Genomic DNA, 19,780 nt, shown 5'->3' with positions numbered 1-19,780 from the left:
CTTACTCCCGTCTTAACGCGCTTCGACTGCTATGTCCGCTTTGGACTGCGGACTCACGCGCGTACAAGGCAAGCATGCCCCCAGACTGCCGCGGAACCAGGCGGCGCCCTGCCCCTTGCCATCCCAACATCAACGTTCCCCCATGGAACAGCACCGTCACCAAAGAAAAACCCCGGCGTACCGGGGTAATTTCCAAGCTTAAGCGCGGGCGCTGCGGCCAGGCAGCGCCAGGCGCCGGCTGGCTGAGGCGGAAGCCGGGGCCGGCAAGCCGCCTGCCACTTTCAACGGTTTTGCCTGGGCGTCGCCACGCAGGCGGAACACGGCCACCACGTCGACCAGCTCGACGGCGCGGTCTTGCAGCGAGGATGCGGCTGCAGCAGCCTCTTCCACCAGGGCCGCATTTTGCTGGGTGACCTGGTCCATTTGCGAAATGGCCTGGTTCACTTGCTCGATGCCGGCGCTTTGCTCGTGGCTGGCGTTGGCGATGTCGCCCATGATGTCCGTCACGCGGCGGATGCTGGCGACGATTTCTTCCATCGTCGCGCCCGCCTGGTCGACCAGCGCGCTGCCCGTGTTGACCTTGTCGACGGAATCCTCGATCAAGCCCTTGATTTCCTTGGCGGCAGCCGCCGAGCGCTGCGCCAGGTTGCGCACTTCGGTGGCCACCACGGCAAAGCCGCGGCCCTGTTCGCCCGCGCGGGCCGCTTCGACGGCCGCATTCAACGCCAAAATGTTGGTTTGGAAGGCAATACCGTCGATCACGCCGATAATGTCGGCGATCTTCTTCGCCGATTCGTTGATCGAGCCCATCGTGCCCACCACTTGCGCCACCACGGCGCCGCCCTTGCGGGCCACGTCCGAAGCGGACACGGCCAGCGAATTCGCCTGGCGCGCATTGTCCGTATTCTGACGCACGGCCGAGGTCAGCTCTTCCAGGCTGGACGCAGTTTCTTCCAGGGAAGACGCCTGCTGCTCCGTGCGCACGGACAAGTCCGCGTTGCCGGCGGAAATCTGCGCGGCCGCCACGCTGACCGTATCGGCCGAGGTACGCACGGTGGCGATCACGCCGACGATGCGCTCGAGGAATTTGTTGAAGGCGGTGGCCGTGCGGCCCACTTCATCCATGCGCTCGACGGGCATGGCGGCGGACAGGTCCAGCGAAGCGCTGACACGCTCCAGCGTGTGTTCGATATCGCCCAGGCCGCCGCTGATGGTGCGGTAGATATGCCAGGCCAGCGCGCCCGTCAGCAGCACGGCCACGCCCAGCACGGCCAGCATGGTGTTGAACGCCGTATCGTAGGCGGCCAGGCTTTCCGCTTTCACGTCATCGACCAGCTTGTTGTTGTAGGCGATATGGTCATCCATGCTTTTCTTGGCGGCCGCGGCCGTGATGGCCAGCGGCGTGCCGGCCAGCAAGGTGGCACGCACGCCATCCATGTCGCCTGCGTAGGCGGCGGCAAAGAATGGCACCAGCGCGCGGCGGTAGGCTTCCATGGCGGCCTGGTCGGCATCGAGCATCTTGCTGTCCGTCGCATCGTACAGGCGCTCGGCGCGGTAGGTGGTGATGACCTTGTCGAAATTCGTGTTGGCATCGGCCACGGCCTTGTCCAGCGCCGTCTTGTCGGCCAAATTCGAGAACACGGACAGGCGGTAGCCGGCCAGGCGCGAATCGGCCAGGAAACCCTTGGCCGCATTCAAGCCCTGGATGCTGGGGATGATGCGGTTTTGCACCGTGTCAAAACGCTCCTGGGCGCGCTGCAGCTGGATGGCGCCGCCGGCGCCCAGCAATAGCAGGGCCAGCAAGGCGATGGTGAGAGTCAGAATTAATTGCTTGGTGATATTCATGGTGTTTCACAGTAAAAAGAGTGGCCTGGCAAGGCCAGGCAGGATAAATAGCTGCCGATCAGGTGGCCGGGGATCGGTGGCTAGGCCGCCAGCGGGGAAGCGTCAGGCGTGCGGCGCAGCAAGTCGCCATGCTGGCGGCAAAACGCCATGCCCGCCTTGTGGCCCACGTCGAACAGCAGTTGCATGTTCGAACTGGACCAGTCCAGGGTGTCGGGCCAGTGCTGCTCCGGGATGCCGCCCATCAGGTCGAGCTTGAGCAAGCGCCGCTTGGGCTGGCCCGTGCGCGCGTCCGTGTTGTGCTCGAGCTCGAACAGGCGCAGCTCGCTCTTGGAAATCTTCACCAGCGGCGTGATGATGGAGCGCACCCAGGCGTCGTACAGGTTGCGCGGCTTGCGCAGCAAGCGCTCGTCACCGAGGATATCGAGGATGACCAGGGTGTCGGCGTCAGCATGTTCCCCCTTGCCTTCGATGAACGGGTCGAAATTGAGCGTGTCGAGCGCCGCGCCTTCGATGTAATCGTCGCCCCCGATGGTCGTGGGCGCATACAGAAACGGGAACGACAACGCGGCGCGCACGTGGATGGGTTCGATTTCGTGCTTGCCCCAGATTTGCATGCGGTGTTCGCTGAGATTGTAGGCATTGATGTAGAAATCGGGACGCATGCGGGCCACGCCCGAGAAATCCACGGCCTTTTCCAGGAAGGGCAAGTGCGCGCACAGGCCGAGGCTTTTCGCCGACAGGTCCGACGGCGACAGCGACGACACCATCAGCTTGCCCCAGTCCGACCAGGCCGTGGGCACGCCCGCAAACGTTTGCTGGAACGCCTGAAAAAAAGGATTGTTGGCCGGCGGCTGGAAGGCGTCGCGGAAAGTGCTCGCGTGCATGCCCGGCTTCTGGAACACCTTGTAGTTGATCGGGATCATCTTGTAAATGCTGTCGGCCACGCCCGTGTCGGCCCAGCTTTGCAAGGCCTGGCGCGGCGTCGCCTCGTGCGGCGTCGTGTAAAGCAAACCCATCAACACACCGGCGCCCGAGGCGGAAATGACGTCGAACTCGATGCCTTCGTCGAGGAAAGCGGCCAGGGCGCCGGCGATCAAGGTGGAATTTGGTGCGCCGCCACCAAGCAGCAGACCCGTTTTACGGGCCGGTTTCGCTGGCGCGGCTGGCGCCAGATCCGGCGGTGTCGTAGTGACTGTCTTCATGCACACTCCCTGAACGGAACGGGGTTACCATCCCTTAATTGTTGGTTACTACACGCTTATGGCGCCTAATCCTGCACATGTTCCCGCAAGCGACCAGCCGATGCAATGTTGCAGAAACAGATATGAAATTAACATAAATAAATTCCTTATGGCAATTTCCATAACGAATGACCGGTATTCAGGAAGGGTATAAGTTGATGCCGTGCGGCATTGCCTGATGCGGTGCAGCAAATATAAATTCCGCGCTGTTAGGAATAATCTCTTTGGGGTAGGAATATTCCCCAACCAGCCGCCGGCGCGGCGGCCAAGGGCATCACGGGAAGGATGCAGGGTCGGCAGGGGGCGCGGAAAAATGCAGGTGGGTACACAAATGGTCAACAAAGACGCGAATTTTGGGCGACAGGTGGCGGCTCGATGGCCACAGCACCCAGAACTTGCTTGAGTGCAGCAGGTAGCTGGCCAGCACGGCTTGCAATTCGCCGCGCGCGATGGCGTCGCGCACGATAAAGTCAGGCAGGTAAGCGAGGCCCACGCCCTGCGTGGCGGCGCCGATCAAGGCTTCGATATTGTTGCAGGTCAAGGCGGTCGGCAAGCGCAACTCGCCGCCGCTGTCGCCCCCGGCCCGCTGCAGCGCCCATTCCTGCAGTTTTCCCGTAGTGGGGAATTTATAACGCACGCAAGCGTGCCCTTCCAGCGCGCGCGGCGTGGCCGGCACGCCGTGGCGGGCGAAATACGCGGGCGAGCCCACGATGGCGAAGGCAAACGGCCCCAGCTCGCGCGCCATCAGCCGCGAATCCGTCAAAGTGCCACTGCGCACGGCTACGTCGACGCTTTCGGCCACCACGTCGACGAGGCGGTCGTTGAAATCGAGGTCGAGCTCGATCTCCGGATACTGGCGCGTAAAGTCGGCCAGCAGGGGCAGGATGATGCGGTAGCCGATCACGGGCAGGCTGACCTTGAGTTTGCCGCGCGGCGCCTCGGCCAGGTGCGACAGTTCCGCCTCGGCATCACCGAGGTCGGCCAGGATGCGCTGGCAGCGCTCGTAAAACAGCGCCCCCTCGTTGCTCAGGCTGATGCGCCGCGTGCTGCGGTTGAGCAGGCGCACGCCCAGCTTTTCTTCCAGCCGCGCCACGCTCTTGCCCACGGCCGAGGCCGACACCCCGAGCAGCCGCCCGGCCGCCACATAACTGGACGTTTCCGCCGCGCGCACGAAGGCGGCAATGCCGTTCAGATTATCCATGTCATCTCGCCATGTTGATTGGGGAATATTTGTCCGTTATGAGTGGATTTTCAACCACTTTTTCATTGATTACGTCCATATTATCATCGGATTCCCTCTTTCTGGAATCATTCCCATGGATACGAATCACCGTATGAAGCCGGCCTCCCCGGCCCGGCGCGCCTTCGTGCTGGCGGCCGTCTGCCTGGCCGCGCTATGCATGCCGCTCAGTTTTACGGGGCCGGCCATCGCCATTCCCGCCATCGCCGCCGACCTGCACGGCACGCCGCTCGCGCTGGCGTGGATCACGAATGCCTTCATGCTCAGCTTTGGCGGCTGCCTGATGGTGGCCGGCGCGCTGGCCGACCGCTATGGCCGCAAGCGCGTGTTCGTGCTGGGCATGGGCGTGTTTTCCGCCGCCGCGCTGGCCCTGTCGGCCGCGCCCGGCATCCTGTGGCTCGACGTGCTGCGCGCCGTGCAGGGCCTGGGCTGCGCCATGGCCCTGTCGAGCGGACTGGCGGCCCTGGCGCAGGAATTCGACGGTTCCGCCCGCGCGCGCGCCTTCAGCCTGATCGGCACGGCCTTCGGCGTGGGCCTCGCCTTCGGTCCCTTCCTGGCCGGTACCTTGATCACACACACGGGCTGGCGCGCCATTTTTGTCGCCACGGCCGCGGCCGGCCTGACCGCCCTGCTGGCCGCCGCGCGCGCCATGCGCGAATCGCGCGACCCGCAGGCGCAGGGCGTCGACTGGCCCGGCGCCCTGACGTTTACGGGCGCATTGTCACTGTTTACCTATGGCTTGCTGCAGGCGCCCGACAGTGGATGGAACAGCGCCGCCAGCCTGGGTTTGTTCAGTGCTGCGGCCTTGCTGCTGGCCCTCTTCATCCGCGTGGAGCGGCGCGCGGCGCGGCCCATGCTGGATTTATCCCTGTTCCGCCTGCCCGCCTTTGCCGGTGTGCAACTGCTGGCGGCCGCGCCCGCGTTTTCCTTCGTCGTGCTGCTGGTGCTGCTGCCGGCCCGCTTCATCGGCATCGAAGGCTACAGCGCGCTGGAGGCGGGACGCATGATGATCGCCCTGTCGGCACCCATGCTGGTGCTGCCGATCCTGGCCGGCATGGCGGCGCAGCGCCTCGCCGCCGCGCACATCTGCGCCAGCGGCCTGCTGCTGGCGGCGGGTGGCTTGCTGTGGCTCTCCACCTGCGCGCCGGGCCAGTCGCCCGCCACCTTGCTGGGGCCGCTACTGCTGATCGGCTGCGGCATCAGCCTGCCCTGGGGCTTGATGGATGGCCTGGCCATCAGCGTCGTGCCCGTCGAACGGGCCGGCATGGCGGCCGGCATCTTCAATACGACGCGCGTGGCGGGCGAAGGGCTGGCGCTGGCCATCGTCAGCGCGCTGCTGGGCACCTTCACCATGGCGGCGCTGGGCGGCGCCGGCCTTGCCGGCATCGGTGCGGAGCAGGCGGCGCTGGCGGCGCCCTTCCTGGCGCTGGGCGAGCTGCGCCATGCGGGCGAGTTGTTGCCCCAGGTCGGCGCCGCCGAACTGGCGCAAGCCTATGGCGCCGCCTTCCGCCACTTGCTGTATGTGCTGGCCAGCATCACCACGGCGTCGGCCCTGCTGATCCTCGCCTTCCTGCGCCATCCGGCGAATGTGGCCGATGCCGCAAGGGACACGGCCGCCCTGCCCGCCTGCAAGGCGCCAAACTAAGCGGCCCGGCTTTCCCGCGACAGCCATCCCCCTCCCCGCCATACCCGGCGGCGCCCACGCGCCGCCGCCCGCCTTTGATGCTTCTCCGCAACACCTCAAAAGTTTTCAAAGATAAAACTAGTTTACTCATCAAAGCGCTTTGAACTATACTCAAAGCGCTTTGAAACATAACTAAAGCGCTTTGGTTGTGCGAAGTTATGCGCACCGATCCCACACCTATAAAAACACTGGAGACGCAATGAACAAACATTTCTTGAAAACTTTGCCTGCCGCCGTGGCGTTGGCCTTGAGCGCTTCGGCCGCCCAGGCCGCCCTGCCGATCGATTTCGGCGGCTACATCCGCTCGGGCTTCGGCACCAGCAGCGAAGGCGGCAAGGAAGCGTGTTTCGGCCTGGCCGGCGCCTCGTCCAAGTATCGTCTGGGCAATGAGTGCGAAACCTACGGCGAGCTGAAATTCGGCGGCGAAGCCTTCAAGGCTGCCAACGGCACCACCTTCCGCATCAATACCCTGGTGGCGTTCTCCGTCAACCAGAACCAGGACTGGGAGCAATCGGACCCGTCGTGGCGCGAAATGAACGTCGTCGCCGACAAGATCGGCACGGGCGCCTTCGCCGAAGCGCGCGCCTGGGTCGGCAAGCGCTACTACGACCGCCAGGACGTGCACATCACCGATTACTACTTCTGGAATAACAGCGGCCCTGGTGCCGGCCTGGAAAACATCGACCTGGGCGCCGCCAAGCTGGCCTACGCCATCGTGCGCACGGCCGATGACGGCGACAGCAAGCGCATGGGCCTGTCCCACGACTTGCGTTTCTCCGGCATCAAGGTCAACCCGGATGGCGAACTGACCCTGGGCCTGCAATTCAACCAGAAACGCAATGCGCAAGGCGCGGCCCCCATCGCCAGCGGCCACTTGCTGACCATCATGCATACGCAAGGCAATCTGTTGGGCGGCTTCAACAAGGTGGCATTGCAGTACGGCAAGGGCAGCGCCGCCAACACGGGCGGCTTCAGCCTGGGCGCCAACAAGGATGACAAGGTCGTGCGCCTGACGGAACAGATCATGATCCAGCCCAAAGGCGCCTGGTCAGGCATGGGCACCTTCGTCTACGAAGACAAGGAATCGGCAGGCGTGAGCAGCAAGTGGACGTCGATCGGCGCGCGTCCCGTCTACCACTTCACGGACAACTACAGCCTGGCCGTGGAACTGGGCCACGACATCGTCAAGCCGGAAGGCGGCGAAAGCCGCAACCTGACCAAGCTGACCTTCGCGCCGCAACTGTCGGCCGGCAACAGCTTCTGGTCGCGCCCCGTGCTGCGCGCTTTCTACACCTACGCCAAATGGAACAAGGCAGCCCAGTCGGCCGCCGCCGCGGAATCGGCGCTGTCGTCGACCGGCGTGTTCGGTGGCAAGACCAACGGCAGTTCCGTCGGTTTCCAAGTGGAAAGCTGGTGGTAATCGCAGGCCGCTAGAACGTTGGCAAGCGTCCCCGGACGCTTGCCGGTGGCAGCAACACCGCCCGCTCATCCAGGGGCAAGCAGTACCCGGACCCACCATTTCGCCGCTGCACGCGATGGCCGGCAGCTTCAATGTAGTGATTCAGCAGTATCCTCTTTTAGCGCGGGCGCCCCTGGGTTTGCCCGCGTATTTTTTTGGGCGCCGCCGCCGCTTGTCATGACCCTGATCAATCCGGCATTTATCAGATAAACTACCCGTCATCGCACGGCACCGTTCCCGACCCACCCTGGATAGACCCCAACCGCAGCATCCATGAACCTCAAAAATCTCGCCAAAACGCTAGGAATATCCGAAACCACCGTCAGCCGCGCCTTGAATGGCTATCCGGAAGTGAGCGAACGCACGCGCGAGCGGGTGCTGGCCGCCGCGCAGGCGGCCGGCTACCGCCCCAATCCCATGGCGCGCAGCCTGGCCGTGGGACGCACGAATATCGTCGGCATCATCTACCCGCTGATGCCGAACGACCTGGCCGACCCCATGTTCATCGAGATCGTGGGCGGCATGTCGGAAGCGCTGGAAGCGCAGCAGATGGACATGATGATCGCGCCCGCCTCGGCCACCAACGAATTCCACACCTATGAACGCATGGTCAAGGGCCGCCGCATCGATGGCCTCGTTGTCGGCCGCACGAAGCCGTTCGACGAGCGCATCGCCTACCTGGCGCAGCAGGGCATGCCGTTCGTCGCGCATGGCCGCACGCAGCTGAACCAGCCGCACGCGTGGTTCGATTACGACAACGAGGCCGGCATGCGCCTGGCCGTCGAGCGCCTGGCGCAGCTGGGCCACCAGCGCATCGGCCTGATCAGCGCCACGCCGGACCTGAACTTCGTGCGCCAGCGCGTCGAGAGTTTCCAGCACGCCATGCAGGCGGGCGGCCTCGCCGTCGACCCGGACAACCTGGTCGACAACGCGCACGACCGCCGCGCCGGCTACCAGGCCATGCAGCGCCTGCTGGCCCGCTCGCCCCGCCCCACGGCCGTCATCGTCGACAACCACATGTCGGGCGTGGGCGCCGTGCGCGCCCTGCTCGATGCGGGCATCGCCATCGGCCGCGACATGTCGCTGATCGTCTGGGGCGTGATGGAAGATTCCCTGGCCGGCCACAACGTCACCACCGTCGTCCAGCCCGACCCGCGCGGCGCCGGCGCGAAGATGATCCACATGCTGCTGGCCCTGATGGATGGCACGCCCGTCACCGACTTGCAGGAACTGTGGCCATGCGAACTGTTGCCGGGCGAGTCCGCCGGCCCCGTGCCGCACTAGACGTTTTCCGCTGTCCCCATGCCGCCGGCCGCCTGGCCGGCGCTCCCGCCTCGCCTTCCTGAATCACCCTCATAAAAAAATCGTATGTCTGGCGCGTGTATCGCTTTACTTTTCAAAGCGCTTTGAACTATACTCATTTCATACCCAAAGCGCTTTGAATTTTAAAATAAGACGTTCGCCTACCAACCAGCAGCGCCGCCCTGATAGCCGAGGCTACAGGCAACTTTTAAGAAATCATTCATGCCGACCATCCAGAACAATCTCGCCCACCTGCCCGCCGACTGGTGGCGCAGCGCCGTCATCTACCAGGTTTATCCACGCAGCTTCCTCGACAGCAATGGCGACGGCATCGGCGACTTGCCTGGCATTACTTCCAAGCTCGATTACATCGCCGCCCTGGGCGCCGACATCGTGTGGATTTCCCCCTTTTTCACGTCGCCGATGAAAGACTTCGGCTACGACGTGGCCGACTTCTGCGACGTCGACCCCATGTTTGGCACCCTGGCCGATTTCGACCGCCTGGTGGCGCGCGCCCATGAACTGGGCTTGAAAGTGATGATCGACCAGGTGTTGTCGCACTCGTCCGACAACCACCCGTGGTTCGTGGAAAGCCGCTCCAGCCGCGACAATGCCAAGGCCGACTGGTATGTGTGGGCCGACCAGAAACCGGATGGCACGGCGCCGAATAACTGGCTGTCCGTGTTCGGCGGTTCCGCCTGGCAATGGGAGCCGCGCCGCGGTCAGTATTACCTGCACGATTTCCTCGCCAGCCAGCCCGACCTGAATTTCCACAATCCGGCCGTGCAGCAGGCGCAGCTGGACAACCTGCGTTTCTGGCTCGAGCGCGGCGTCGATGGCTTCCGCTTCGATTCCTGCAACTTCCCGTATCACGACCAATTGCTGCGCGACAATCCGCCCGCCGCCCAGCGCGATGCGAGCAGCGTGTCCGCCATCAACCCGTACGGCATGCAGGCGCACGTGTACGACAAGACGCAGCCGGAAAACATCGCCTATTTGCAGCGCGTGCGCGCCATACTTGACGAATATCAAGCCATTTCCATCGGCGAAGTGGGCGACGACAATGCGCTGGCCACCATGGCTGCCTACACGGGCGCCGACAAGCTGCACATGGCCTACAGTTTCAACTTGCTGACGGCGGAGTTTTCCGCCGCGCACATCCGCACCCAAGTCGAAGAGTTCGAAGCCCAGGTGGCCGACGGCTGGGCATCCTGGTCCGTGGGCAACCACGACAGCGTGCGCGTCATGACGCGCTGGGGCGGCGAAAACCCGTCGCCATCGCTGGCCAAGGTGGTGCTGGCCGTGCAGGCGGCGCTGAAAGGCACGCCGTGCCTGTACCAGGGCGACGAGCTGGCCCTGACGGAAGCGGATATTCCTTTCGAAGCGCTGCAAGACCCGTACGGCATCCCGTTCTGGCCCCAGTTCAAGGGCCGCGACGGCTGCCGCACGCCGATGCCATGGGTGGCCGAGGCGCCGCACGGCGGTTTCAGCACGGCAAAACCTTGGCTGCCCGTGCCGCCTGAACACCTGGCGCGCGCCGTTGATGTCGAAGAAAACGATGCCGCTTCACCATTGCAGTTTGCGCAGAACATCCTCGCCTGGCGCCGCACCCTGCCGCAATTGCTGCGCGGCGACATCGTCTTCTTCGATGCGCCGGAACCCGTGCTGGCCCTGCGCCGCGACTTGCCAGGCCAAGCGCCCGTGCTGGCCGCCTTCAACCTGGGCACGCAAGCCGTCACGTTTGCCTGGCCTGACGCGGCGCCCGCGGTCGACCTGGCCGGTCATGGATTGCCTGGCAGCAAGGATGGCCAACAGCTCACCCTGCCCCCGCATGGCGGCTGGTTCGGCACCCTGGCGTAAATCGCAGGCTTTGGCGGCCATGCCGCCAATTACAATAACGAGCCCCGCGCATCAGCGGGGCCGAACAACAGAGTATCAGTGCTTGGCAAAATCGTAGCGAGCGGATGAAAGTTGTGGCTGAGAAGCGCAGCTGTGCGAATGCACAGTGAGCATCGCCAGCCGCAAGTTCGACGCGCAGTAGATTTGGCCAGGCACATTCAGTGAGATTGAGGACGACAGACATGGCTGGACTGAAGTTAACAGGCCTGAAGAAGGCATATGGCGACGTGCAAACCCTGCACGGCATCGACCTGGAGATCGCCGACGGCGAATTCATGGTCTTCGTGGGCCCGTCGGGTTGCGGCAAATCCACCTTGCTGCGCAGCATCTGCGGCCTGGAAGAAATCAGCGGCGGCGACTTGTATATTGGCAAGACCCGCATGAACGACGTGCCGCCCGCCAAGCGCGGCATCGCCATGGTATTCCAGAGCTACGCCCTGTACCCGCACATGAGCGTGGCGCAAAACATGGCCTTCGGCCTGAAACTGGCCGGCATGAACAAGGTGCAGATCGCCGACGCCGTACAGCGCGCCGCGCAAATCCTGCGCATCGAACCTTTGCTGGAACGCAAGCCAAAAGACTTGTCGGGCGGCCAGCGCCAGCGCGTGGCCATCGGCCGCGCCATCGTGCGCAAGCCCGACGTCTTCCTGTTCGACGAACCGCTGTCCAACCTGGACGCCTCGCTGCGCGTGCAGATGCGCATCGAACTGGCGAATCTGCACCGCGAATTGCGCTCGACCATGATTTACGTCACGCATGACCAGGTCGAAGCGATGACCCTGGCCGACCGCATCGTCGTGCTCAACGCGGGCCGCATCGAGCAAGTGGGCGCCCCGCTGGAGCTGTACCACCACCCCGCCAACCTGTTCGTGGCCGGCTTCCTCGGTTCGCCACGCATGAATTTCCTCAAAGGCAAGATCCACAGCTACGCGGACGGCGTGGCCACCATCGCCACCAACGCGGGCGGCATGCTGCAAGCCGTGTTGACGCAGCCGCTGGCCAGCGGCACCCCCGTCACCGTCGGCGCGCGTCCCGAACACGTGCAGGCGTGCGCGCCCGGTGCCACCGCCGCCCTCACGGCTACCGTGCAAGCGGTGGAAAAACTGGGCGACATCAGCTATCTGTATGTGCAGGTGCCGGGCGGCGACGAGCCGCTGGTGGTGCGCGCCGATGCGGAAACGGACTGGGCCATTGGCCAATCCGTGGCGCTGCAGGTGGCGCCCGCCCGCGTCCATGTGTTCGACGAGCATGGCCAGACGCGTACCTGATTCCGGATTTAAGGGCCAGGCGCTACAGGCGCCGCCTGGCCTGGTTGCATCGTTTCAGCCTTGATATTCAACATAAACTTAGCATAAAAAAAGATACTGGAGATTGACATGTCCTTCACGCACCCGAAACGCAGCTTCATCAAAACCACCCTGATCGCCGCCGCCCTGGCCGGCATCGGCAACCTGGCCGCCGTCAGCATGGCGAACGCGGCCGAAGCAGGCACCCTCTTGATCTGGATCAATGGCGACAAGGGCTACAAGGGCCTGGCCAAGGTTGGCGAGGAATTCACCAAGAAAACGGGCATCAAGGTCGTCGTCGAGCACCCGGAAGATGCGCCAAACAAATTCCAGCAGGCAGCCGCCGCCGGCAAGGGCCCGGACATCTGGATCTGGCCGCATGACCGCATCGGCACCTGGATCGACGCCGGCTTGCTGCAACCATTGACGCCAAGCAAGGAAGCGCGCGCCGCCATCCTGCCGCTGGCGTGGAACGCCTTCACCGTGGGCGGCAAGACCTGGGGCTACCCGATCTCCATCGAAGCCGTCGCCCTCGTCTACAACAAGGACCTGGTGCCGACCCCGCCAAAAACCTTCGAAGAAATCGCCGCGCTGGACAAGAAATTGTCCGCGCAAGGCAAGAAAGCCATCCTGTGGGATTACACGAATACCTATTTCACGTGGCCGCTGCTGGGTGCGGGCGGCGGCTTTCCGTTTGAAGTCAAGTCCGACGGCCGCTACGATGCGGCGAAAACGGGCGTGAACAATGCCGGTTCGCAAGCTGGCGTGAATGCGCTGATGACCCTGATCAACAGCGGCGCCATGCCGAAGGGCGCGGGCTATGCGGAAATGGAAGCCGGTTTCAACCAGGGCAAGATCGCCATGATGATCAACGGCCCATGGTCGTGGGACAATGCGCGCAAGTCGAAGATCAATTTCGGCGTGGCAACGATCCCTACCGTCGCCGGCAAGACGGCCACCCCATTCGTGGGCGTGCTGGGCGCGATGATTTCGAAAGCCAGCCCGAACAAGGACCTGGCCACGGAATTCCTGGAAAACCAGATGCTGCAGATCAATGGCCTGAAAACCATCAACGCCGACGTCCCGCTGGGCACGCCAGCGAACAAGGTGCTGTTCGCAGAACTGAAAGCCAATCCGAACATCCAGGCGACGATGGAAAGCGCGCAAGCGGGCCGCCCGATGCCGAACAACCCGGAAATGGGCCGCTTCTGGTCGTCGATGCAATCGGCGCTGGAAAACATCACGCAAGGCCGCCAGACGACCAAGGATGGCCTGGATGCGGCGGCGAAGCGGATTACGACGGCGAATTAATAAACGTTGGTTAGGCGAAATCTAATTTCGACCATCAGCAGAAATCTGGGGTCAGACCCGGCGGGTCTGACCCCGGCTCTCCGTTGCGTCCATCCCGACGCAAACAGCACCATTTTCACAGGTATCCCATCGTGCGCAAGTTTATCGGCCCTACGGTATTGACCATCAGCATGGCGCTGGGTCTGTATCTGCTCTTCATGTTGTACATTTCCGGCCAGACCATGCTGGCCGCCGTTTTCCTCGGCTTGCTGACCCTGACGACGTTTGTCTTCACGTCGCCGCGCGCCTATGCCTACCGCTATCTGTTTCCCGGCATTACGGCGGTCATCGTCTTCGTGCTGCTGCCGATGGTGTACACGGTGTCGATCGGCTTTACCAATTTCAGTTCGCGCAACCTGCTCACCTATGAGCGCGCCACGCAATACCTGCTGGACGAGACGCAGCGCGTGGAAAGCGCCGGCTATGCGATGACCGTGCATGCCGACAACAAGGAATACCGCTTGCGCCTGGAAAGCCCGGACACGGGCGAAGTGCTGCTGACGCAGCCGCTGGCCCTCAAGCGCGCCGTGCCCCTGAACGTGGAAGTGACGCCGCTCGACCCCGTGCAGGCGCCCGTGCTGGCCCCGCCGCTGCCCATCAAGGACATCATCGCCCTGCAAAAGGATCTGAAGTTGCTCACCTTGATCTTGCCGAACAGGATAGAGCTGCGCATGGTGGGCTTGCGCGAATTCGGCCCCGTCGCGCATGTCTACAAGCAGTTGCCGGACAAAACGCTCAAGAAAATCGCCACGGGCGAACTCGTGACACCGAACTTCAAGACGGGTTTTTATGAAATGCCGGACGGCACGAAGCTGGAACCGGGCTTCAAGGTCAACGTCGGTTTAGCCAATTTCGTGAAAATCTTCTCCGACGAAGCGTTCCGCGGCCCCTTCCTGCGCATTTTCGTGTGGACCATCGTTTTCGCCCTGATCAGCGTGGCCACCACGACGGGCCTGGGCATGGTGCTGGCCGTGCTGCTGAACTGGGATGCGCTGCGCTTCCGCGGCCTGTACCGCACCCTGCTGTTCCTGCCGTACGCCGTGCCTGGCTTCATTTCCATCCTGGTCTTCAAAGGTTTGTTTAACAATAACTTCGGCGAAATCAACCTCGTGCTCGACGCCTTGTTCGGCATCAAGCCCGCCTGGTTCTCGGACACCACGCTGGCCAAGGCCATGATTTTGATCGTCAACACCTGGCTCGGCTACCCCTACATGATGGTGGTGTGCATGGGCTTGATCAAGGCGATCCCGTCGGACCTGTACGAAGCGTCGGCCCTGGCCGGCGCGGGACCGCTGACGAATTTCTTCAAAATAACGTTACCCCTGATCATCAAACCGCTGACGCCGCTGATGGTGGCCAGCCTGGGTTTCAATTTCAACAATTTCGTGCTGATCAGCTTGTTGACGGGCGGACGTCCCGATTTCCTCGACACAACGTTACCGGCCGGCACGACGGACTTGCTCGTGTCCTACACCTACCGCATCGCGTTCGAGGATTCCGGCCAGAACTTTGGCCTGGCCGCCGCCATCTCGACCCTGATTTTCTTCCTCGTGGCCGCGATTTCGCTGGTCAACATGCGCCTGACGCGCATGAACAAAGCATAAAGGACCGACCATGGCTATCGTTGTCGACCGTTCCAACCGCTGGCGCATCCTGGCGGCCCACGTCGCCGTGATCGCGCTGATCGCGCTGGTGATGTTTCCCTTCCTGATGATCTTGTCGATCTCTTTGCGCCCTGGCAACTTCGCCTCGGGCAGTTTGATACCGCCCGAGATCAGCTTCGAACACTGGCGCCTGGCGCTGGGCATGTCTTACCAGGCGCCCAACGGCACCCTGGTCGAGCCGGACTTCCCCGTGCTGCTGTGGCTATGGAATTCCATCAAGGTGGCCAGCATGAGCGCCACCGTCACCGTGCTGCTGTCGACCACCTGCGCGTACGCATTCGCGCGCATGCAGTTCCGCTTCAAGTCGCAGACCCTGTCCGCGCTGATGCTGCTGCAGATGTTCCCCGCCGTGCTGGCCCTGGTAGCCATCTACGCCATCTTCGATGTGCTGGGCAGCTACGTGCCGTGGCTGGGCATCGACCACCACGGCAGCCTGGTGCTGGCCTATACGGGCGGCATCGCCCTGCATATCTGGACCATCAAGGGCTACTATCAAACCATCCCCATCGAGATCGAGGAAGCGGCCAAGGTCGACGGCGCCACGCAATGGCAAGCGTTTGTCTACGTGCTGCTGCCGATGACGGTGCCCATCCTGATGGTGGTGTTTTTGTTGTCGTTCATCGGCGCCATCATCGAATACCCGATCGCTTCCGTGCTGCTGCATGAACAGAACAACCTGACCCTGGCCGTCGGCTCGAAACTGTTCCTGTACGAGCAAAAATACCTGTGGGGCGACTTCGCCGCAGCAGCCATTTTGTCCGGCTTGCCCATCACGGCCGTGTTCCTGCTGGCGCAAAAATGGATGATCTCCGGCCTGACGGCTGGCGGCGTGAAAGGCTGACCATGCGACGCTCCCTGACTGCGCTGGCCGCCCTGTTACTCAGCGCTTCGGCGCAGGCAGGGAGCGTCAGCTTCGCTGACAACCCCATCGTCTACTTCGCCGTGACGGACCGTTTCGCCAACGGCAATCCCGGCAACGACCACAGTTATGGCCGCGCCGCCGACCCGCAAGGCGGCGACGTCGGCAGCTTTCACGGCGGCGACATCGCCGGCCTCACGCAGCAGCTCAAAGCTGGCTACTTCAAGGAACTGGGCGTCAACGCCCTGTGGATCACGGCGCCGTACGAGCAGATCCACGGCTGGGTGGTGGGCGGCAAGCAGCAATTCCAGCATTACGCCTACCACGGCTACTGGGCGCTCGACTACACGACCATGGACGCCAACATGGGCACGCGCGAGGAATTGCGCGAGATGATCGATATTGCCCACGCGCAAGGCATCCGCGTGCTGTTCGACGTGGTGCTGAACCACCCGGGTTACGCGGACTTGCGCACCCTGTCCGAATATAAAGTGCCCGTGCTGTGGCCCGGCCATGAAACAGCCACCCTGCGCGACTATCATAGCTACATCGACTACAACAACTTTGATTTCGCACAATGGTGGGGGCCGGACTGGGTGCGCGCAGGCTTGCCAGGCTATCCCGACGGCGGCAAGGACGATTTCACCATGCAGCTGGCCTATCTGCCCGACTTCCGCACGGAAAGCAGCAAGGCCGTGGGCTTGCCGCCGATACTGCAGCGTAAAAGCGATACGCGCGCCGTGGCTCTGCCCGCTGCGACTGTCCGCACTTACCTTGTCCACTGGCTGGCCGACTGGGTGCGCGAATTCGGCGTCGACGGTTTCAGGGCCGACACCGTCAAGCACGTGGAGCCGGCCAGCTGGCTGGCCTTGCGCGCGGCAGCCACCGATGCCCTCAAGGATTGGAAAACCCGCCACCCGCAGCAGAAGATCGACGACGCACCGTTCTGGATGACGGGCGAAGCGTGGGGCCATGGCCCCGAGCGCAGCAGCTGGCATGACGCGGGCTTCGACTCGATGATCAATTTCGATTTCCAGAATCGCGCGGGCGGCGACTGGAAAAGCATCGATGGCGTGTACCGCCAGTACGCGACTTTGCTGGGCAAGCGCATCGGCAATGCACCCCGCTACGACATCCTGTCGTATATCTCGTCGCACGACACCAGCCTGTTCCCGCGCGACCGGCTGAAACATGGCTTGTCCGCCCTGCTGCTGGCGCCCGGTGGCGTGCAGCTGTTCTATGGCGATGAAAGCGCGCGCCAGCCTGGCGCCGCGCCCGTCGGCGACGAACAGCAGGCCACACGCTCCGACATGAACTGGTCGTCGCTCGATGCGGCCACCCTCGCCCATGCGCGCAAGCTGGGCCAGTTCCGCCTGCGCCACCCTGCGCTGGCGCGCGGCGAACACCGCTTCATCGACGACAAGCCGTACGCGTTCGCCCGCGCGATGGATGGCGACGCCGTCATCGCCGTGCCCGAAGCGCAAGGCGCGCTCGAACTGAAGGTGCACGGCGTCTTCGCCGATGGCACCCTGCTGCGCGACGCCTACACCAATCACACTTACACCGTCAGCAATGGCGCCGTCGCCGTGAATGCGGCCGGCACCGTCCTGTTAGAAAAGGCAGCACCATGAGCAGCTATGACATTTTAGTGGTCGGCGGCGCCGGCATCGACACCATCGTGCGCGTCCCCGACCTGCAATTGCCCGTCACCGATTCGCTGCACGTGCCGCCCATCCGCGACTACGTGGCGCACACGGGCAATGGCGTGGCGCTCGGTTGCCACGCGCTGGGACTGCGCTGCAAGTTCATCGACTTCATCGGCGACGATGCGCAAGGCGCGGCCATCCTGCAGCGCTACAAGGACGCCAGGCTCGATTTCTCGCACATCGTCGAGCCGTCCGGCACGCGGCGCAGCGTCAACCTGGTCGACCCGCAAGGACGCCGGCTGTCGCTGTACGACGGCCGCCACCCGGAAGACGTGCGCATGCCCGCCGCGTTTTATCTTCCCTACCTGGGGCCGGCGCGCCACGCGCACTTTTCCATCATGGGCTGGGTGGCCGCGCTGTTTGATGATGCGCAAACGTGCGGCACCACCGTGTCAACCGATCTGCACGACTGGGATGGCGTCAACCCGCACCACAAGGTGTTCGCCCTGCGCGCCGACCTGGTCTTCCTCAGCACGGCGGCGCTGGGCGAGCGCACGGAGTCCGTCATGCGCGCGATTGTCGCGGAAGGCCGCGCGCAGGCGGTGATCGCCATGGCGGGCGCGCACGGCGCCTACCTGCTGGAACGGGGCAGCGAGACCGTGCGTCACACTCCGGCGGCTGGCTTGAAGCTGCCCGTGGTGGACACGAATGGCGCGGGCGACTCGTTCGTGGCCGCCTTCCTCCACGCCTGGCTGGGCGGCGCGGGCCTGGACGAAGCCATGCGCCGCGGCGCCATCGGCGGCGCGTTTGCCTGCGCCCAGCATGGCACGCATGAACGGTTTATCAGCCGGGTGGAGCTGGATGACTTATATCAAGACAGCACTAGCTTATGACTTAAAATTCTATCAAGCGTGATAACTTGGTAACGGGCGCATGGCACAATGGCTGCGGATTTCACCATTGCAGACCATTCGAACCGGAGACCACATGAGAATCGAAACCCTGGCCGTGCACGCCGGCTACACCCCCGACCCGACCACCAAGGCCGCCGCCGTCCCCATCTACCAGACGGTGGCCTATGCCTTCGACAATGCCCAGCATGGCGCCGACCTGTTCGACCTCAAGGTCGCCGGGAATATCTACACGCGCATCATGAACCCCACGCAGGACGTGCTGGAAAAGCGGGTCGCGGCGCTGGAAGGCGGCGTGGCCGCGCTGGCCGTGGCGTCGGGCATGGCGGCCATCACCTACGCGATCCAGACCATCGCCGAAGCGGGCGACAATTTCATCTCCGCCAGCCAGCTGTATGGCGGCACCTACAACCTGTTTGCCCACACCCTGCCGCAAATCGGCATCGAAGTGCGCTTCGCCGACGCGCGCCAGCCCGAGACCTTCGCCGCGCTGATCGACGCGCGCACCAAGGCCATCTTCTGCGAATCGATCGGCAACCCGCTGGGCAATGTGACGGATGTGGCGAAGCTGGCCGAGATCGCGCACGCGCACGGCATCCCGCTGATCGTCGATAACACGGTGCCCAGCCCCTACCTGTTCCGCCCCATCGAGCATGGCGCCGACATCGTCGTCCATTCGCTGACCAAATACCTGGGCGGCCACGGCACCACCGTGGGCGGCGCCATCGTCGACAGCGGCAAATTCCCATGGGCCGAACACAAGGAACGCTTCAAGCGCCTGAACGAGCCGGACGTGTCGTATCACGGCGTCGTCTACACGGAAGCGTTCGGCCCCGCCGCCTTCATCGGCCGCGCGCGCGTCGTCCCGCTGCGCAACATGGGCGCGGCCATCTCGCCACTCTCCGCCTTCCAGCTGATCCAGGGCATCGAGACCCTGGCCCTGCGCATGGACCGCATCTGCGACAACACGCTGGCCCTGGCCAAACACTTGAAAAACCATCCGAAAGTCGCGTGGGTCAATTACGCGGGCCTGGAAGATCACCCGGACCACGCGCTGGTGAAAAAATACATGCACGGCCGCGCCTCGGGCATCCTGTCCTTCGGCTTGAAACTGGCCGCAGGCGAAGACCCGCGTGCGGCCGGCGCCCGCGTGCTCGACGCCCTGCAGCTGTTCACGCGCCTGGTCAACATCGGCGACGCCAAGTCGCTGGCCACCCACCCGGCCTCCACCACGCACCGCCAGCTCAATCCGGAAGAACTGGCCAAGGCGGGCGTGTCGGAAGACATGCTGCGCCTGTCCGTGGGCATCGAGCATATCGACGACTTGCGCGAAGACCTGGAGCAGGCATTGAACGCGGCGTAAGCCTCTTTTCCACGCCGGACGGAGGGGACTT

14 protein-coding genes are annotated in these 19,780 nt (G+C 63.6%); 11 read left to right on the top strand and 3 right to left on the bottom strand.

The genetic code is table 11. From position 1 onward, the window contains the following. Positions 1 to 198: 198 nt before the first annotated feature. The 3 genes from VPH40_RS24375 to VPH40_RS24365 form a co-directional block, all read right to left on the bottom strand. Positions 199 to 1,845: a methyl-accepting chemotaxis protein gene (locus VPH40_RS24375; protein WP_099664592.1), complete on the bottom strand. Its 1,647-nt coding sequence runs from the start codon at positions 1,843 to 1,845 to the stop codon at positions 199 to 201. 80 nt (positions 1,846 to 1,925) lie between these two features. Beyond that, entirely contained in the window at positions 1,926 to 3,047 is a 1,122-nt protein-coding gene (locus VPH40_RS24370; RefSeq protein WP_328574736.1) for a patatin-like phospholipase family protein, read from the bottom strand. 313 nt (positions 3,048 to 3,360) lie between these two features. Further along, on the bottom strand, positions 3,361 to 4,287 hold the full coding sequence (locus VPH40_RS24365) for a LysR family transcriptional regulator (protein ID WP_328574735.1): 927 nt from the start codon (positions 4,285 to 4,287) through the stop codon (positions 3,361 to 3,363). Positions 4,288 to 4,420: 133 nt separating this feature from the next. On the opposite strand from VPH40_RS24365, the gene VPH40_RS24360 reads away from it, so the two are divergent. The 11 genes from VPH40_RS24360 to VPH40_RS24310 all read left to right on the top strand — a co-directional run bounded on the left by VPH40_RS24360 (position 4,421) and on the right by VPH40_RS24310 (position 19,749). Beyond that, positions 4,421 to 5,971, top strand: coding sequence for an MFS transporter (locus VPH40_RS24360; RefSeq protein ID WP_328574734.1), 1,551 nt, complete (start codon positions 4,421 to 4,423; stop codon positions 5,969 to 5,971). A 238-nt stretch (positions 5,972 to 6,209) separates the two neighbouring features. Then, positions 6,210 to 7,430: a maltoporin gene (locus tag VPH40_RS24355; protein ID WP_251351138.1), complete on the top strand. Its 1,221-nt coding sequence runs from the start codon at positions 6,210 to 6,212 to the stop codon at positions 7,428 to 7,430. 312 nt (positions 7,431 to 7,742) lie between these two features. After that, positions 7,743 to 8,753, top strand: a complete 1,011-nt coding sequence (locus VPH40_RS24350; protein WP_328574733.1) for a substrate-binding domain-containing protein — start codon at positions 7,743 to 7,745, stop codon at positions 8,751 to 8,753. A 240-nt stretch (positions 8,754 to 8,993) separates the two neighbouring features. After that, positions 8,994 to 10,631 (top strand): alpha-glucosidase, encoded by a 1,638-nt coding sequence (locus VPH40_RS24345; RefSeq protein ID WP_328574732.1) that lies wholly within the window; start codon positions 8,994 to 8,996, stop codon positions 10,629 to 10,631. A gap of 221 nt (positions 10,632 to 10,852) precedes the next feature. Continuing rightward, positions 10,853 to 11,938, top strand: a complete 1,086-nt coding sequence (locus VPH40_RS24340; RefSeq protein WP_251351135.1) for an ABC transporter ATP-binding protein — start codon at positions 10,853 to 10,855, stop codon at positions 11,936 to 11,938. A 108-nt stretch (positions 11,939 to 12,046) separates the two neighbouring features. Next, positions 12,047 to 13,267 (top strand): maltose/maltodextrin ABC transporter substrate-binding protein MalE, encoded by a 1,221-nt coding sequence (gene malE / locus VPH40_RS24335; RefSeq protein ID WP_077402478.1) that lies wholly within the window; start codon positions 12,047 to 12,049, stop codon positions 13,265 to 13,267. Positions 13,268 to 13,398: 131 nt separating this feature from the next. Beyond that, entirely contained in the window at positions 13,399 to 14,910 is a 1,512-nt protein-coding gene (malF, locus tag VPH40_RS24330; protein WP_328574731.1) for a maltose ABC transporter permease MalF, read from the top strand. A gap of 10 nt (positions 14,911 to 14,920) precedes the next feature. After that, complete coding sequence (gene malG / locus VPH40_RS24325; protein WP_077402472.1) at positions 14,921 to 15,811, top strand: maltose ABC transporter permease MalG; 891 nt, start codon at positions 14,921 to 14,923, stop codon at positions 15,809 to 15,811. A gap of 2 nt (positions 15,812 to 15,813) precedes the next feature. Continuing rightward, entirely contained in the window at positions 15,814 to 17,460 is a 1,647-nt protein-coding gene (locus VPH40_RS24320; protein ID WP_328574730.1) for an alpha-amylase family glycosyl hydrolase, read from the top strand. Next, complete coding sequence (locus tag VPH40_RS24315; RefSeq protein ID WP_328574729.1) at positions 17,457 to 18,368, top strand: carbohydrate kinase family protein; 912 nt, start codon at positions 17,457 to 17,459, stop codon at positions 18,366 to 18,368. The genes VPH40_RS24320 and VPH40_RS24315 overlap by 4 nt, the downstream gene beginning before the upstream one ends. A 94-nt stretch (positions 18,369 to 18,462) precedes the next feature. After that, positions 18,463 to 19,749, top strand: coding sequence for an O-acetylhomoserine aminocarboxypropyltransferase/cysteine synthase family protein (locus tag VPH40_RS24310; RefSeq protein WP_251351131.1), 1,287 nt, complete (start codon positions 18,463 to 18,465; stop codon positions 19,747 to 19,749). Positions 19,750 to 19,780: the final 31 nt, after the last annotated feature.

The sequence above is a fragment of the Janthinobacterium sp. P210005 genome, from assembly GCF_036231865.1.
Classification (GTDB): Bacteria; Pseudomonadota; Gammaproteobacteria; order Burkholderiales; family Burkholderiaceae_D; genus Janthinobacterium; species Janthinobacterium kumbetense.
Note: the sequence above shows the minus strand (reverse complement) of the source record. Positions and strands in the feature narration are given on the sequence as shown.

Coding starts and splice junctions, on each gene's coding strand:
- VPH40_RS24375 (WP_099664592.1), bottom strand. CDS start 1,845: ATGAATATCACCAAGCAATTAATTCTGACTCTCACCATCGCCTTGCTG.
- VPH40_RS24370 (WP_328574736.1), bottom strand. CDS start 3,047: ATGAAGACAGTCACTACGACACCGCCGGATCTGGCGCCAGCCGCGCCA.
- VPH40_RS24365 (WP_328574735.1), bottom strand. CDS start 4,287: ATGGATAATCTGAACGGCATTGCCGCCTTCGTGCGCGCGGCGGAAACG.
- VPH40_RS24360 (WP_328574734.1), top strand. CDS start 4,421: ATGAAGCCGGCCTCCCCGGCCCGGCGCGCCTTCGTGCTGGCGGCCGTC.
- VPH40_RS24355 (WP_251351138.1), top strand. CDS start 6,210: ATGAACAAACATTTCTTGAAAACTTTGCCTGCCGCCGTGGCGTTGGCC.
- VPH40_RS24350 (WP_328574733.1), top strand. CDS start 7,743: ATGAACCTCAAAAATCTCGCCAAAACGCTAGGAATATCCGAAACCACC.
- VPH40_RS24345 (WP_328574732.1), top strand. CDS start 8,994: ATGCCGACCATCCAGAACAATCTCGCCCACCTGCCCGCCGACTGGTGG.
- VPH40_RS24340 (WP_251351135.1), top strand. CDS start 10,853: ATGGCTGGACTGAAGTTAACAGGCCTGAAGAAGGCATATGGCGACGTG.
- malE (WP_077402478.1), top strand. CDS start 12,047: ATGTCCTTCACGCACCCGAAACGCAGCTTCATCAAAACCACCCTGATC.
- malG (WP_077402472.1), top strand. CDS start 14,921: ATGGCTATCGTTGTCGACCGTTCCAACCGCTGGCGCATCCTGGCGGCC.
- VPH40_RS24320 (WP_328574730.1), top strand. CDS start 15,814: ATGCGACGCTCCCTGACTGCGCTGGCCGCCCTGTTACTCAGCGCTTCG.
- VPH40_RS24315 (WP_328574729.1), top strand. CDS start 17,457: ATGAGCAGCTATGACATTTTAGTGGTCGGCGGCGCCGGCATCGACACC.
- VPH40_RS24310 (WP_251351131.1), top strand. CDS start 18,463: ATGAGAATCGAAACCCTGGCCGTGCACGCCGGCTACACCCCCGACCCG.